This window comes from Acinetobacter sp. NIPH 2100 (genome assembly GCF_000369805.1).
GTDB lineage: Bacteria > Pseudomonadota > Gammaproteobacteria > Pseudomonadales > Moraxellaceae > Acinetobacter.
Genome location: NZ_KB850224.1, coordinates 1,512,853 through 1,528,316, shown reverse-complemented (window position 1 = coordinate 1,528,316; position 15,464 = coordinate 1,512,853). Strand labels below are relative to the sequence as shown.

Sequence of the window (15,464 nt, the reverse complement as noted above, 5' to 3'; positions counted from 1 at the left end):
ATCCTGAAACGAATTTCTTTCTTTAATCACGCAAAACAAAGCTTAGGTTGCTTGCCATACTTTTACAAAATCTTGGCTGTCTATTTCTGCTCGCGGAGCAATTAGCTTGGCTGCAGTTCCGATATAAATAATACCTGAAATTAAATCTTGCTGTTTTAAACCTAACTGTTGTTTTAACCAGTTTGACTCCACCACAGCCCCAGAACGCCACATCGTTGCAAAACCTTGGGCTTGCAAAGATAGTAAGAAGTTTTGAATTGCTGCACCTGTACTTAAAATCTGTTCAAAATGTGGAACTTTAGGATGATCTTGAAGAGTCGTTAAAGCTAAAACCAGCAAAGGTGCACGAAAAGGATGCTGTTTGACCCGATCAAGTTGCGCTGGATCTGTTTCACCCAAATCTGCTAAAGCTCTCGCCAAATGCTCACCAAAAGCAGCGCGTTGCTCAGGCGTGACGATGACGAAGCGAGTAGGTTTTAAACGATGATGATCAGGTGCGGTCAATGCAGCTTGCACTGCTTTTTCGAGTTGTTCTGTATTCGGCGCTGGCTCAATGAGTTGCCCAATAGATTGACGTTGATGAATATTTTGATGAATTGTCTCTATTTTTGAGTCCGTCATTGAAATGAATCTAACTAACACAAGGATGGCGCTAGATTAGCATAATCTGAATGATTTCCACTATGCTTAATTCATGCTTGTCTAAGATGTCTCTATTGGATTTCGTTAATAACCAGAAAATACAATAGTTGCTAAGCTCATCATTCATTTGAAAAAATTAACAGAGTCTCTGCACAAACTGTACAGAACCTGCAAAACCGATGCGAAATTCTATGTTCCAATAATACAATTAAGCAGCAACTTGAGAACAAGCAATGAAAAAAACTTTAATCATGAGTTTATTGGGTGGTTTAGCCCTTGGCCTAACAGCGTGTGCATCAACACCAACCAATACCTTGGCCATTCAAAAAGAAAACAATCAATACGAAGTGACGGGTGTGGGTAAAACCAACCTAATTGCAAAAAACAATGCAGTTACTGCTGCACAAAAAACCTGTACCCGCAACACCTCTCCTGTCGTAGTTGATGAAAAAACCGCGTATCAAGGCGTACTCAAAGGTGTGGTGGATGAGCAAACTGGAAAAATGGTTGAAGCTGCCGCAGGTGTAATTGGTACCTTCACTGGCAAAAATGCCTCACTCGCCCGTGATGATGATTATCAAACCACACTGACGTTCTACTGCAAAGCCAACGCTTAAACACAATAAAAGCCGATGTTCAAACATCGGCTTTTATTTTCTAGATCGCTTAGTGAGCTTCGCTCGCAGCAACCTCTGAAGCAGCATGTTCTGCAACATCAGTATTATTTTCATCTAAATTTGGCTTATCAATCGCATCAATTGCGGCTTGTTGCTCTGGGGTCGTCTGTGTTGATACAGCAGAAGCTGCTTGATCTTGCTGTTCAGCATTTTTCGCTTCTTCTTTCTTTGCACATGCAGTTAGCATGATTGGAGCAATAATTAGAGCGGCAAGGGTTAATTTAAATTTCATCACGGCTTTCCACAGTTACTTGGTTAACTTGTGACAATCATATTTCAGATATATGACATTTTCATGACTGCAACGTTGTACAAAAGTAAAAAGAGCCGATTTAAATCGACTCTTTTTGGGTATTTATTTGATTCATCAGCAGATTAAATCTTGGTTAAGCACGCTCAAGCAATACCGCAACCGCTGGTAAAGTTTTGCCTTCTACAAACTCCAAGAATGCACCACCACCCGTTGAGATATAACCAATTTGATCAGCAACTTGGTATTTATCAATCGCAGCCAATGTGTCACCACCACCTGCAATCGAGAAACCAGCAGATTCAGCAATCGCTAAAGAAAGTGTTTTAGTTCCTTCACCGAATTGATCTACTTCAAACACACCCACTGGGCCATTCCAAAGAATTGTTTTTGAAGATTTTAAAATGTCCGCAAATGCTTTAGCCGTTTCAGGACCAACATCCAAAATCATATCGGTGTCAGTCACATCAGCAACATTTTTTACAACGGCTTGGGCACTTGCCAATGAGCCAAGGAAATCTTCAAAGTTGATTTGGCTTGCATCTGCAACCACAACATCTGTTGGCAATGGAACACTGACTTTTGCAGCAATTTGTTTTGCTGTTTCAATCAAATCAGCTTCGTAAAGTGATTTACCAACATTGAAACCAGCAGCAGCCAAGAAGGTATTGGCAATACCACCACCCACGATCAATTGGTCGCAGATTGTAGACAATGAAGTTAATACATCAAGTTTAGTCGAAACTTTAGAGCCTGCAACAATCGCCACCATTGGTTTTTCTGGGGTTTGCATCGCACGGCCAAGCGCATCTAACTCAGCGGCCAATAATGGACCCGCAGCAGCGATTGGGGCAAAACGTGCTGCACCTTCAGTAGATGCTTCTGCACGGTGTGCTGTACCAAATGCATCCATAACGAATACATCACAAAGTGCAGCATATTTTTTCGCAAGTTCTGGGTTATTTTTCTTTTCACCATGATTAAAACGAACGTTTTCAAGTAATACAACTTGACCCGCAGCCACTTCAACGCCATCTAAATAATCTGTGAATAATTTAACATCTTGACCCAACGCCTTGCTCAAATAAGCAGCAACCGGTGCAAGTGATTGTTCTGGTTTTGGCTCACCTTCTACAGGACGACCAAGATGAGAAAATACCATCACTGCCGCGCCTTTTTCTAAAGCAGCTTTAATTGTTGGCAATGCAGCACGTAAACGTGCATCACTGGTAATTTCCCCATTTTTTACAGGAACGTTTAAGTCTTCACGAATAAGGACACGTTTACCTGCTAAATCAAGATCAGTCATGCGCTGAAAATTCATGGATGGCTCTCTAGTTGATTTTAAAAACGGCGTAATTTTAAATGATTCTCTGAAATAAAGGTGAGTTTTTTTGCAGAAAAGCTGCCGAAAGCTTCAGTTTTGATTATGATAATCACCGTCACTAAATCTTTCTATTATTATGTCAATTCATCCAGATCCAAAAATTAATCGTTTAAACGTCCTTGGCGAACCTTTAGCCAGCTGTTGTTATGACCCAATCACTGGGTATTTTCGTAATGGCTTTTGCCATACGGCGGTCACCGATTTAGGTCAGCATACCATGTGTGCACAAATGACTTCAGAGTTCTTAAATTTCTCTCAAAAAGTCGGCAACGACTTGATTACCCCTTTACCCGAAGTGGGTTTCCCTGGCCTCAAACCAGGTGACTTCTGGTGCATCTGTGTAACCCGTTGGGTTGAAGCTTATCAAGCAGGACAAGCTCCTCCTATTAAGTTGAATGCCTGCCACAATGCCGTGCTGCATTACGTGCCTCTCAATATCCTTGTAGAATATGCGGTGTAATGCGTCAACTTGAATTGATTTTGGCATCCAGCAGCCAAACCCGTAAAGATCTCATGAATCGTTTGAGCTTGGATTATCGCTGTATTTCCCCTGACATTGATGAATCAGCAACAGGTGAATTACATGCCGATGATCTGGCTAAACGACTGGCCCAGGAAAAAGCCCGTGTTATCGCGGAACAACATCCAGATGCCATTGTGATTGGTTCCGATCAGGTGGCTTGGCGTGAACATGCTCCGTATGACTTTATTGGTAAACCTTTAAGCGTTGAAAATGCCATTCAGCAATTACAGGCAAATTCTGGTCAAACCGTGTTTTTCAGTACAGCTCTCAGTGTTCAACATTTGCAATCTGGCTTTGAAACCACATTGGTTGAACATTACCAAGTCAAATTTCGTCAGCTGAAATTGGCAGAAATTGAGCGTTATATTGAAATTGACCAACCCTTACATTGTGCGGGCAGCTTTAAATGCGAAAGCTTGGGGATTAGCTTATTTGAAAAAACGCTTGGTGATGATCAAACCACGTTGATGGGCTTGCCGATGATTCAACTGTGTAAGATCCTACGTCAGTTTGAAATCAGTGTTCCTTAAAAAATACCCTGACCTAAACTCAATTTAGATCAGGGTAAGCCATTATTCCTCAACCACCGTGACTCTCTTTGGTAAAGCAAACCAAATAAAAATCGACAAGATCAAGAATAACAAGGCTGCCACATTCAACACTGAACGATGCGATTGGCTAAAAGCCTGTTTTGCAGCTTCAATCACATGCTCAGCAATCACTGGCTGTAATTGCTTGGCAGCTTGAACCGCCTCACCAATCGAACTGCTTACCTGCTCAATGATACGATGCGGCACATCGGTTGGCACCACAATCGAGTTGGCATAAAACCATGACAACATCAGACCGAAAAAGGCAATTCCTAAACCTGCCCCCAACTCATACGCCATTCCCTCAATTGCACCTGCTGCCGTGGCTTTACTTGGCGGTACTGAAGACATAATTGCAGAGGTTGAAGCCAGTAAAGCAATTTCCACACTAAGGCCCAACACAACCATCCAGCCCCATGCTTGCATCTGCGCCTGCATAAAGTCGGTATTTGCCAAGCCCCACAGACTTACAGCACTCATCAACATACCAAATGAAGCAACCGAACGTAGTCCGAATCGGTTGACCAGCATACTGGCGATTGGACCGCCTAAACTAATCGCAACCATGAACGGTAAAATGAATGCCCCGGCTGCCAATGGTGAAAGCTGATAAACAAATTGCAATTCCTGTGAAATCAGCAACTCGAATCCGACCAATGCCATCATGGATACAATCGCCATCACCACACCTGTCGCAATCACAGGATGTTTGAATAACTGAATATCAATCATTGGAGAAGTTGAAGTGAGCTGTGTACGAATAAAGCCAAGCAACAAACTAAAACCCACTACAAAGATCAAAACCGACCAGATGCTAAAGCCATGCATCACGGTTTTAATCGCATAGATCATACTCAGAATAGCAACCACCAATACAATGGCCTGTAGCAAGTTAAGATTCTGCTTCGGCTGCCCTGCCTGCTTTGGAATCACGAATACAGTTAAAGTCAATACAGCCAACATAATGGGCACATTGATCAGGAATACAGCGCCCCAATGAAAATGTTCCAATAAGAAACCACCAAGCAGTGGTCCAAATGCTGCACCACCACCACCGACAGTTGCCCAAACACCTAGGGCAAAGTTGCGCTGCTTTTCATCAAGAAAGGTATTTCGAACCGCAGATAAAGTGGCAGGCAGAATCATGGCTGCACCCACTGCCAATAAAGCACGAGAACCAATCAAGGCATATGCGGTAGAAGAAAATGCAGCTGCCAACGACGCTAGGCCAAATAAAATACCGCCAATGATCATTAACTTTTTAAAGCCGATACGATCTCCCAATGCACCCATCGGTAAAATCAGACCCGCCATAACCAAGGAGTAGATATCAATAATCCACAATAACTCATTTGCAGATAATGAAAGTGACTCACTTAACGTTGGGGTCGCCACATGTAAAACGGTTGCATCAATTGATACAGGAAGGTAAATCAGTACAACGATTGCAAGAATTAACCACTTGCGTGACATAAATGCCTCTAAATTGGACAATTGTTCAAGTTGGCGTTATTATAACCAAAATTGAACACTTGTCCAACTTTCAACGTTGAGTTAACTTGTTTCTGATTTGTATGTCCTGATAGGTGCTAAAAAGAATGGCTTATTTAAACCGTGAACAACGTCGTGAAATGATTTTACAAGCTGCAATGCAGGTCGCACTAAATGAAGGTTTTTCTGCGATGACGGTTCGCCGTATTGCCACCGAAGCCCAAACCTCGACAGGACAAGTCCATCATCATTTTGCCTCTAGCTCACATTTAAAAGCCGAAGCTTTTATTAAACTGATGCAACAACTGGACGAAATTGAAAATCAGGTCACGACAGCCAACTATTTACAGCGCCTTTCCCTATTACTCGGTTGCGAAAACATTGAGCAAATCCAACCCTATTTAAGACTCTGGAATGAAGCCGAAGTTCTCATTGATCAAGATGAAGAAATAAAGCTGGCCTACAATATCGCCATGCAAGACTGGCACCGCTCTATTGTGCGTATGATTGATGAAGGCCAAACACAGGGTGAATTTCATTTTGAGACGAACAGCCACGATATCGCATGGCGACTCATTGCATTTGTCTGCGGCTTGGAAGGCATTTACAAACTAGGACTCATTGGCTTAAATGAAAATGTTTTTAAACGCCATACCGAAGCCATTATTCAAGCAGAATTGTTTAAAAAGTAAAAAGAGCAAATAATGAAACAACCATTATTACAGAGCCCAAGACTGGATTTATTTGTATTTCAAATAGATGATCTTGTTGACATCTATCCTTGCGTCACCACAACCTTAACACGTTATATGGCATGGGAGCCTGCTCAAAGCTTTGCAGAAATCCAGCAGATTGGGCAAACATGGCTGATTGCAGAAAGCAACCATACCGATTGCCATTTTGTGTTACGTGAAAAGCGCGATCAGGTCTTTATTGGCTTAATTGGCATCCATCATTTAGATACTCCAACCCCCGAATTAGGATTATGGATTCGAGAAGACTTTCATCAACAAAGCTTTGCTAAAGAAGCCTTGTTTGAAGTATTCAAATGGGCTTCTTTACATCTCTCTGCCCAATATTTCTTATATCCTGTTGCCATCGAAAATCAGCCGAGTCGTAAACTGGCTGAATTTTTAGGAGGGACTGTTGCAGGATACAAAACTGAACGGAAATATGAGGCCGTGATTTATCACATTCCACCCTATCAAGATGATACGAATTAAAACCAGCCTTTGCGGCCTGTTAATATTTCATCTGCACAGCGAAGCGTTTCCTGACTTAAGCCCCACAGACGATAATCCCCTGTTGCCGAGGTTACGTTAAAATTATGGGTATAAGCAAAACTCAATTCACGATCAAAATCACACCACGCACCTGAACCATTAAAGCCAACATGACCAAAGCCATGTGGCGCACGTTTGCCCATGGTGAGAATGCGGTGATATCCCAATCGCCAATGCATTGGAATTGGCATTACTCGATCACGCGCTTTGCTTTGTACCACACTGAGTTGCTTAAATACTTCTGGACGAATGAGCTGTTGCCCCTGCCATTGCCCTTGATTGGCCAGCATCGCATATACTTTAGCCAAACTATCTGCAGTAAATACACCATTGGCTGCTGGAATAACGGCTTGTAATCCTTCATCGCTGTAGAAGCTAAAATTGCGCATCCCTTTTGGGATCATAGCATCTTGAAAATCCTGTGGGTTTTGACCTGAAAGCTCTAATAACCGTTCTGATAAAGATGCTTTACGTGGTTGATTATTTTTCTTGGTTTGAGGTTTAGTTGAGGTAGGTGCTTTGGGTTTTAACAATAAACGTGCAACGCGATCTAATTCTGAAACAGGCGTTCCAAAGTATGCCCCATCCAGTTCAAGAGGCTGCACAAGATAACGTTGCATTAACCAACTTAAAGGCTGCTTCGCTGCTTTCTCAATCACACCACCCAAAATCCAACCATAAGTCAAAGGCTGATAGGCAAAACTTTGTCCAGCTGCAAAACGCGGTGTTGCTGCTGCAACGACATCAAGCATATGTGACCAATCCAACATTTCTGTTGCAGCATCAATCATATTACGAATATCAAATAAACCGCTTTGATGCGATAAAACATGTCGTAACGTAATATTGGCTTTGCCGTTTTGAGCGAACTCAGGCCAGTAATGTGCAATGGGCTGATCATATTCAAGTAAACCCTCACTCACCAGAATATGCGCAAGTGTTGCAAGAATACCTTTACCCGTTGAATAACACATCGCCAAGGTATTGGCTTGCCAATCTTGTTCTTGAGATTTTTTACCCGTAAAAATATCAACAACTTTTTGACCTTGGAAATACACCACCAACGCAGCACCACCTTGTTGGCTCCGCGCATCTTGTAGACGGCTGAATTGGCTAGCCAAGTCTATAAAGCGTTCATCAACACTGCCATGATAATGATGTGTATCGGCAAATAGAATTTCTTTAATCAAAGCTCAATTCCTTATGATATTTATGTTCTTATACTATCCCTGTTGCGAACAACAGGGATGATTTAACAAATACTAACGTATTAAAGTGCTTTCACTGTACCAGCGACATGCGGCTTTTTAGATTTCACATTACGGATTAAGAAATCTGTTTGCTTTGATTCAGCCGCAGTTAAAAACTCAACCGTTGAAGGTAAATACATTGGCAGTTTGAACCAGACATCTGCTTCATAAGCTGCTGGAAGCTCAATGCTCGCCAAAGCTTTTGCCTTGCTCCACATCCCATGTGCAATCGCCTGTTTAAAGCCAAATGCTTTTGCAGTCACAGCATGAATATGAATCAAGTTGAAGTCACCCGAAATCACCGCATAACGACGACCCGTATTTTCAGAAATCGCCCATTCTGCTTGTGGTTGATAAGCAGGTTCTTGAGTATCTTTCGCTTTCTCTGTCGCTTTTTTCTCAGTTTTTTGACGCGATAAATACGTCGTTAAACTTTCCATGACGACTTCACCTGCAACTTTCGCAGTGGTAATGAAATCAAACTGTAAACCCTTGTCGTGTGGTTTCAACTCACCAAACTTACAAGACAGCGTAATTTGTTCATTCACAGCAATTTTGCGTGTTTGCTTAATCTGGTTACGAATATGCACCAAGCCCAAGATCGCAAATGGGAAAGCTTCGCTGGTCATCATATGCATTTGCAGACTTTGAGACAGAACCGCTAAATAAATTGCAGGCACGAAACCATCATTTTTAAAACCACAAATCTCGTTATAGCTTTCTAAATGTTTGCTATCAATCTTAAGTGTATCCACCACATATTCAACTTGTGGCAGGACCTTCTCACCTTTTGGCTTTTTGAAAATGAGACCTTGAATGACTTTTGGATAAGCTAAATAAGGTTTTGGCAATTGACTAAAATGACGTGTATTCATAATAAACCTTTCAATATTTTTATAAAAAAGGGATGCACAAGCACCCCTCTTCAAAACCCTAATGCTTACGCACCTAACAAGCTTTGACCGCAGACACGAACAACGTTACCAGTTACACCAGTTGAACCCGTTGACGCATACCAAGCAATTGCTTCTGCCACATCTACAGGTAAACCACCTTGGTTCATTGAGTTCATACGACGACCTGCTTCACGAATCGCGAATGGAATCGCAGCAGTCATTTGTGTTTCGATGAAACCAGGCGCAACAGCATTAATGGTAATACCATTCTTTAATGTCGGCGCAGTAAATTTAACCAAACCAATCACACCTGCTTTTGACACCGCATAGTTAGTTTGACCGAGGTTACCCGCGATACCACTGATTGATGATACACAAACGATACGGCCATTTGCATTTAAACCATCATTAGAAAGTAAGTAATCGTTAACACGCTCAATTGCAGACAAGTTAATGTTGATTACAAGATCCCAAAGCTCTGGTTTCATATTCGCCAAAGTTTTGTCACGGGTAATTCCAGCGTTATGAACAATAACGTCTACACCACCTTGTTTTGCTGCGGCAGTTTTGATTTTTTCACCCGCATCAGCAGCAGTAATATCAATTGCCAATACTGAACCACCAATTGAACCAGCAACACGCTCAAGATCGGCTTGTTGTTGAGGAACGTCTAAGCAAATGACATGTGCACCATCACGCGCCAATACATGAGCAATCGCTTCACCAATACCACGGCTCGCACCAGTCACTAATGCTGTTTTACCCGCAAGTGGCTTCGCCCAGTCCAAATCAAGCACATCTGCTTTAGAAACACGGATCACCTGACCTGATACATAAGCAGAACGTGGAGAAATCAAGAAACGTAAAGTTGATTCAAGGTTTGCTTCCGCACCTTGATCAACATAGACCACTTGTGCAGTAATACCTTTTTTGAATTCTTTACCAACAGACTTGATAAAACCTTCAAGTGCACGTTGTGCAATCGCTTGTTTTACTGTTTTGGCAGTTTCAGGTGTGGTACCAATCACGATCACACGACCTGAACTAGAGATTTGGCGTGCGATTGGATTAAAGAAGTTATACAACTCTTTTAACTGTTCAGAATCTTGGATACCAGAAGCATCAAATACAACCGCTTTAAATTTAGATTCTTTGTCATCTGCATTAAGAGGACGAAGATTTAAACCTACTTTTGCAGCAGTTTGTTGCAATTCAACATTATTGCCAACATAGCTATCGGCATGAATATTACTCAAAACTTGAGCAATCGCAGCAGAAACCGTACTTGAAGGTGCTGCGCCAAGCAATACGGCACCATTCACAACAGGTTGAGCACTTTCAAAACGATCTAGCGAAACTGGCGACGGTAAACCTAAATTTTTTACAACAAATTTACCTAAAGGTGATTGTGTAAATGCTTGGTATTGATCAGTCATGGTTATTATCTCTCATACAAATGAATTTGTTACAAACACATGAATCATGTTGGGATATGGCATGAAATCAATGTCTGATTGACTCATAACAAATCATACTTGAGTTCATGTCTAGATGTCTTGACCCGAATGTGGTCTCAAGCGTCATTCTAGTCAATACAGCAGTATTGGAAATATGGTATGTTTGTACCAAGAATATCGCAATTATGCTTGGAAAAGCCTTATGAGCAAAACAACTCAAGAAAATCCAGCAGTCGAGACTTCTGCTACTGAGACTGTGTCAAATACATCAAAAGCAGCTTCTACTTCACGTAAAACTGCAAGCACAGCTTCTAAAGCAGCAAGTACGACACCAAAAACAACTCGTACACGTACGCCAAGTCGCAGTACGAGTGGTACAAAAAGTACTGCTTCTTCTACAACGACGAAAGCAGCTACAGCTAAAACAACCAAACCTTCTGTTCAACAGGATAAAACCATGAGCCAAAACACTGTGCGCCGTGTTGCCATTATCGGCGGTAACCGTATTCCTTTCGCTCGCTCTAACGGCGCTTATTTCACAGCTTCTAACATCGACATGTTTACGGCTGCGTTAAACGGTTTGGTTGAGCGCTTCAACCTGCAAGGTCAACGCCTAGGTGAAGTGGTTGCGGGTGCGGTATTAAAGCACAGCCGTGACTTCAACATGACACGTGAGTGTGTTTTAAATACTCAACTTGCACCAGAAACACCTGCATATGACATTCAGCAAGCATGTGGTACTGGCTTACAAGCAGCATTCTTGGTTGCAAACAAAATCGCTTTAGGTCAAATCGAAGTGGGTGTTGCTGGTGGTGTTGATACCACTTCTGATGCACCAATCGCTTTCGGTGATGGCTTACGTAAAGCACTCCTTGAGCTTAACATTGCAAAAACAGGTAAAGACCGTTTAAAAGCTTTAGCGAAAATCAATGTAAAAGATCTTATGGATGCGCCTAAAAATGGTGAACCACGTACTGGTTTATCAATGGGTGACCATCAAGCAATCACTGCGCTTGAATGGGGTATTGCACGTGAAGATCAAGACGCTTTAGCTGCATCTTCTCACCAAAAAATGGCAAAAGCATACGAAGAAGGTTTCTTCGATGACTTAATCACGCCATTCTTAGGTTTAAGCCGTGATAACAACTTACGTGCGGACTCTACTGCTGAGAAATTAGCAAAATTAAAGCCTGCATTTGGTAAAGGCGAAGCTGCAACCATGACAGCGGGTAACTCTACCCCGTTAACAGATGGTGCTTCATGTGTTCTTTTAGCTTCAGAAGAATGGGCTAAAGCAAATGGTCACGAAGTGCTTGCATACCTCACTTTCTCTGAAACTGCTGCGGTTGATTTTGTTGGCAAGAAAGAAGGCTTATTGATGGCACCTGCTTATGCAGTTCCACGTATGCTTGAGCGTGCTGGCCTTAAACTTCAAGATTTCGACTACTATGAAATCCACGAAGCGTTTGCATCACAAGTTCTTTCTACGTTGAAAGCTTGGGAAGATGAAAAATTCTGTAAAGAGCGTTTAGGCTTAGATGCACCTTTAGGTTCAATCGATCGTAGCAAGCTAAACATTAAAGGTTCTTCATTAGCTGCGGGTCACCCATTCGCTGCAACTGGTGGTCGTATCATCGCAACTGCTGCGAAGATCTTAAATCAAAAAGGTTCAGGTCGTATCCTTGTTTCGATCTGTGCTGCTGGTGGTCAAGGTGTAACGGCGATTATTGAAAAATAATCTCCAACCTGATCAAAAAAAGGGATTAAATCTTTGGATTTAGTCCTTTTTTTACATTTAAAACTACAAAAAATTCACCCATCTAAATTTAAACTTTCATTGACTATTGTGATTGGTTGCATGGATGTCACCCATTGAACTGAGCTAACAAGGACATAGCATCAGTTTATGAACAGTGACTACAGCTGAGCAAGGATTTTCCGTAATTTTTATCTCTAAAAAGCCAGAGCAAAGTCAATCTATCTATTTATAGTGAATTTGAAGATATATTGATCAATTCAAGCTTAAAGCTTAACTATCTCGCCCGCTTAAACTTCACATAATAATCATTTAAAATTTTAATCGCTTGCTTGAGCTCTATAAGATTTTCCTCAGTGTTGCCCAATCGCTCAACAAAACGTTGTGAATGAATTTCCAAATCAATCTTTTCATTAATTTGCAGTGCAATCCGAAACAGCTTTTCTAAATCATCAAATCGGTCTAATTTTCGGTTTGAGAAATATTCCAGACGAAATCCCAACTCATTCAGCACCACCCCATTCAGAATCGGCCCTTGTTCAGCATCAAAGCTCAAAGCATGTTCTTTTAAAAATAACTGCTCTGGTGTTTCTTTCGAACTTTTGAATAGGTTGGTCAGTTGACTTAGCATTAATCGATCACATCACTCTATTTTTCGCTGATATTAAACCGCTAAAGATGCCAATCAAGCAACCTACACGTGATAACCCGCTATAAAAAAGCATCTTTTTAAAAGATGCTTTCTCAACATTTACTTTCCATACTGCGTTTTTAAATATTCAACAATCTTGGCAGATTCAAACATTTTCACGCCTGTATTTGGATCAACTAAATATGGAACCTGAATATCTCGTCCCATCACCTCAACCACCTTTTCACGTTTGCCATTTGGCAGTGGAATATACTTCCCTGGTTTTAAACGCAATACTGCTGGCCCCATATCCTGCCAACGCTCTTTGGACACATTATGCAAAATATAGGGTAGTTCTAATTCCGTTAAAACTTCACGCACTAGACGTGTATAAGGACTCGCCTCAAAGCTCCATAACTCTAAGAGCTGTGCTGGCGCTGAGCGGTCAATAATCTGCTGATTAATCCATACGCCACGCGCTGCATTGGCCACAGTCGCTAAAGTAGATACGTAAGGAAGTTTCGGATAGTGACTAAACTTCTTCGGCGTTTGTCCTGTTTTTCCATAATGTTTAAACAAATGATGAATAATCTGCTGTGATTCATATAACTGATCACCCGTATTTTCATCAATTAAAAAAGGAAATTGTCGTTTCCCACCTTTTTCTTTTACGATCTGGCGGTATTTTTGACCACCTTTAGGACATGGATAAATTTCTACATCCAAATTCAACAAGGTGATCACTTCACGGACACGGCGGCAAAACGGAGAACCTTCGAATTCATACAGCTTGAGTGCTTTTGCAGGTTGGTTTGGAAATGGCGTACCTGAGACGCCTCGTCCACCTTCAATCACACTTGCAAGCACAGATTGTAAAACCTTGAATTGATGATTCACCATTTTCAGCATAGCACTATCCTTTTAGCAGTCGACTAATTTTTCTTTTGCAATCACAATGCCGTTATTATCCGCATACAGATAATCGCCAGAATTGATGGTTACGCTGCCAAAATACAGTGTGATGTCGACTTCACCTATGCCTTTACGATTACTTTTTTGCGGGATTGCAGCCAATGCATGTACACCTAAATCCAATTCTGCAAGTGCATCGACATCACGTACACAGCCGTAGATCACTACGCCATTCCAGTGATGCTTCACCGCAGACTCAGCAATCAAATCCCCCATCAAAGCACAACGCATTGACGCCCCACCATCAACCACCAATACTTTACCCGTACCATCGGTTGCCAAGAGTTCTTTCACACGAGAGTTATCTTCAAAACACTTTACAGTGACCACTTGCCCGCCAAAGGTCTTACGTGCACCATAACTTTTAAAGAATTTACCATCTAATGACGGTATGACCACTTGCAGGTTTTTCTCAGGATTATCATCTAACAAATCACACGTTACGAAAGGGATCGTTGTCACTGAAATTCTCCATTATTTGCTTTGTTGTATGCTTAAATTGTCATAGAGTTTGAATGCAGCCGTCTGCGTTTGTGCTGCAAACAACATAGTATGCGCCAATTGCTCAGCTGTTACAGGTTTAAGTTTAAACGGTCTGGTCCATGTCTTTTCAACCAGCTTAAAAATGGTTTGAGCCATGTCTTCCAAGACCCGTACGTCACTACGTTTACCAATTAACAATGACGGCTGAAAGATCGATAGCTTATAAATTGACAGGCTTTTTAGGTAGTTTTCTAACTCACCTTTCACTTTATTATAAAAAACTGGTGAATTAGCATTCGCTCCCAACGCGCTCACCACTAATAAATGAATATTTTTATCCTGAATTAAATCAGCAAAATGAGCATTAATTTCATAATCAATCGCGTAAAATGCGTCTTTCGATCCTGCCTGTTTTATGGTGCTTCCCAAGCAGCTGAATGCATGTGTATAACCATTCACATCTTCATCATTTAACAATAGGAAATCTGCTAAAACCAACTGATTAACTTTACTGTAAGTTTTTAATGTATCTGAACTTTTTCTGACAACCACAGTAACCACATCGAAGTCATCTGAGTGCTGTAACTCATCAATCAATGCTTGACCCACCAGTCCTGTCGCACCGATGACGATTGCCTTTTTATCACCTGTTTTCATTTTTATTTATTCCAATCAATGTCTAAGGCTAATGTAACGGTTTCTTGAAACATTATCACCTGTTAAATGTACTTAAAAGTATCACAAGACTTGACTTCGGGGCTTAGTTTCATCAAAATATGGCACTTGTTTACGGGCTGGTGAATGTTGCTAATGTTTTATTGGTTTTAACTTCAGCCCGCCCAGACCAACTTATTTTCAAGGAGTGCACGAGTGGCAAACTCTGCTCAAGCTAAAAAACGTGCTCGTCAAAACGTTAAAGCACGTAAACACAACGCAAGCTTGCGTTCTATGGTTCGTACATACATCAAACGTACTGTAAATGCAATTGCTGCTGGTGATTATGCTACTGCTACAGAAGCTTATAAAACTGCTGTTCCAGTTATCGACCGTATGGCTGATAAAGGCATCATCCACAAAAATAAAGCTGCTCGTCATAAGAGCCGCTTAAACGCTCAAGTTAAAGCATTAGCTAACTAATTTGATGCATATAAAAAAGCCCGAATTTTCGGGCTTTTT

18 protein-coding genes are annotated in these 15,464 nt (G+C 41.4%); 7 read left to right on the top strand and 11 right to left on the bottom strand.

Going from position 1 to position 15,464, the window contains the following annotated elements; all coding sequences use genetic code 11:
- Positions 1 to 42: 42 nt before the first annotated feature.
- The gene (locus tag F887_RS10920; RefSeq protein ID WP_005293202.1) at positions 43 to 621 is read right to left on the bottom strand and encodes a nitroreductase family protein; all 579 of its coding nucleotides are present in this window, start codon (positions 619 to 621) and stop codon (positions 43 to 45) included.
- A gap of 254 nt (positions 622 to 875) precedes the next feature.
- Here F887_RS10920 and F887_RS10925 point away from each other — a divergent pair, with 254 nt between their 5' ends.
- On the top strand, positions 876 to 1,259 hold the full coding sequence (locus tag F887_RS10925) for a hypothetical protein (RefSeq protein ID WP_005293199.1): 384 nt from the start codon (positions 876 to 878) through the stop codon (positions 1,257 to 1,259).
- Between the two features lie 49 nt (positions 1,260 to 1,308).
- Here F887_RS10925 and F887_RS10930 read toward each other — a convergent pair whose 3' ends face one another.
- Complete coding sequence (locus tag F887_RS10930) at positions 1,309 to 1,551, bottom strand: hypothetical protein (protein ID WP_005293196.1); 243 nt, start codon at positions 1,549 to 1,551, stop codon at positions 1,309 to 1,311.
- 154 nt (positions 1,552 to 1,705) lie between these two features.
- The gene (locus F887_RS10935) at positions 1,706 to 2,893 is read right to left on the bottom strand and encodes a phosphoglycerate kinase (protein ID WP_005293193.1); all 1,188 of its coding nucleotides are present in this window, start codon (positions 2,891 to 2,893) and stop codon (positions 1,706 to 1,708) included.
- A 139-nt stretch (positions 2,894 to 3,032) separates the two neighbouring features.
- Between F887_RS10935 and F887_RS10940 the strand changes: the two genes are divergently transcribed.
- Both F887_RS10940 and F887_RS10945 read left to right on the top strand, forming a co-directional pair.
- Positions 3,033 to 3,416 carry a DUF2237 family protein gene (locus F887_RS10940; RefSeq protein ID WP_004653014.1) on the top strand — a complete coding sequence of 128 codons (384 nt, stop codon included), beginning with the start codon at positions 3,033 to 3,035 and terminating at the stop codon, positions 3,414 to 3,416.
- On the top strand, positions 3,416 to 4,009 hold the full coding sequence (locus F887_RS10945; RefSeq protein WP_005293191.1) for a Maf family protein: 594 nt from the start codon (positions 3,416 to 3,418) through the stop codon (positions 4,007 to 4,009). Before F887_RS10940 ends, F887_RS10945 begins: the two co-directional genes overlap by 1 nt.
- Before the next feature lie 42 nt (positions 4,010 to 4,051).
- On the opposite strand, the gene F887_RS10950 is transcribed toward F887_RS10945, so the two are convergent.
- Positions 4,052 to 5,542, bottom strand: coding sequence for an MFS transporter (locus F887_RS10950; RefSeq protein ID WP_005293189.1), 1,491 nt, complete (start codon positions 5,540 to 5,542; stop codon positions 4,052 to 4,054).
- Positions 5,543 to 5,667: 125 nt separating this feature from the next.
- Here F887_RS10950 and F887_RS10955 point away from each other — a divergent pair, with 125 nt between their 5' ends.
- Together F887_RS10955 and F887_RS10960 are read left to right on the top strand one after the other, a co-directional pair.
- Complete coding sequence (locus tag F887_RS10955; protein WP_005293186.1) at positions 5,668 to 6,252, top strand: TetR family transcriptional regulator; 585 nt, start codon at positions 5,668 to 5,670, stop codon at positions 6,250 to 6,252.
- A 12-nt stretch (positions 6,253 to 6,264) separates the two neighbouring features.
- Positions 6,265 to 6,783, top strand: a complete 519-nt coding sequence (locus F887_RS10960; protein ID WP_005293184.1) for a GNAT family N-acetyltransferase — start codon at positions 6,265 to 6,267, stop codon at positions 6,781 to 6,783.
- Here the strand turns inward: F887_RS10960 and F887_RS10965 are convergent.
- The 3 genes from F887_RS10965 to F887_RS10975 all read right to left on the bottom strand — a co-directional run bounded on the left by F887_RS10965 (position 6,780) and on the right by F887_RS10975 (position 10,425).
- The gene (locus F887_RS10965; protein WP_005293182.1) at positions 6,780 to 8,033 is read right to left on the bottom strand and encodes a serine hydrolase domain-containing protein; all 1,254 of its coding nucleotides are present in this window, start codon (positions 8,031 to 8,033) and stop codon (positions 6,780 to 6,782) included. The genes F887_RS10960 and F887_RS10965 overlap by 4 nt on opposite strands.
- Positions 8,034 to 8,113: 80 nt before the next feature.
- A complete protein-coding gene (locus F887_RS10970) occupies positions 8,114 to 8,968 on the bottom strand; it encodes a MaoC family dehydratase (protein WP_005293180.1) in 855 nt (284 codons plus the stop codon).
- 65 nt (positions 8,969 to 9,033) lie between these two features.
- Positions 9,034 to 10,425, bottom strand: coding sequence for a 3-oxoacyl-ACP reductase (locus F887_RS10975; protein WP_005293176.1), 1,392 nt, complete (start codon positions 10,423 to 10,425; stop codon positions 9,034 to 9,036).
- A 223-nt stretch (positions 10,426 to 10,648) separates the two neighbouring features.
- Between F887_RS10975 and F887_RS10980 the strand changes: the two genes are divergently transcribed.
- Complete coding sequence (locus F887_RS10980; protein ID WP_005293174.1) at positions 10,649 to 12,184, top strand: acetyl-CoA C-acetyltransferase; 1,536 nt, start codon at positions 10,649 to 10,651, stop codon at positions 12,182 to 12,184.
- Between the two features lie 295 nt (positions 12,185 to 12,479).
- Here the strand turns inward: F887_RS10980 and F887_RS10985 are convergent, their stop codons facing one another.
- The 4 genes from F887_RS10985 to F887_RS11000 all read right to left on the bottom strand — a co-directional run bounded on the left by F887_RS10985 (position 12,480) and on the right by F887_RS11000 (position 14,945).
- Positions 12,480 to 12,833, bottom strand: a complete 354-nt coding sequence (locus tag F887_RS10985) for a hypothetical protein (protein WP_005293172.1) — start codon at positions 12,831 to 12,833, stop codon at positions 12,480 to 12,482.
- Positions 12,834 to 12,953: 120 nt separating this feature from the next.
- Positions 12,954 to 13,742, bottom strand: a complete 789-nt coding sequence (locus F887_RS10990) for a glutathione S-transferase N-terminal domain-containing protein (protein WP_005293169.1) — start codon at positions 13,740 to 13,742, stop codon at positions 12,954 to 12,956.
- Between the two features lie 12 nt (positions 13,743 to 13,754).
- A complete protein-coding gene (gene rraA, locus F887_RS10995; RefSeq protein ID WP_005293167.1) occupies positions 13,755 to 14,267 on the bottom strand; it encodes a ribonuclease E activity regulator RraA in 513 nt (170 codons plus the stop codon).
- A gap of 12 nt (positions 14,268 to 14,279) precedes the next feature.
- Complete coding sequence (locus F887_RS11000) at positions 14,280 to 14,945, bottom strand: NAD(P)H-binding protein (RefSeq protein WP_005293165.1); 666 nt, start codon at positions 14,943 to 14,945, stop codon at positions 14,280 to 14,282.
- A gap of 213 nt (positions 14,946 to 15,158) precedes the next feature.
- Here F887_RS11000 and rpsT point away from each other — a divergent pair, with 213 nt between their 5' ends.
- The gene (gene rpsT, locus F887_RS11005) at positions 15,159 to 15,425 is read left to right on the top strand and encodes a 30S ribosomal protein S20 (RefSeq protein WP_004652997.1); all 267 of its coding nucleotides are present in this window, start codon (positions 15,159 to 15,161) and stop codon (positions 15,423 to 15,425) included.
- The last annotated feature ends 39 nt before the right edge of the window (positions 15,426 to 15,464 follow it).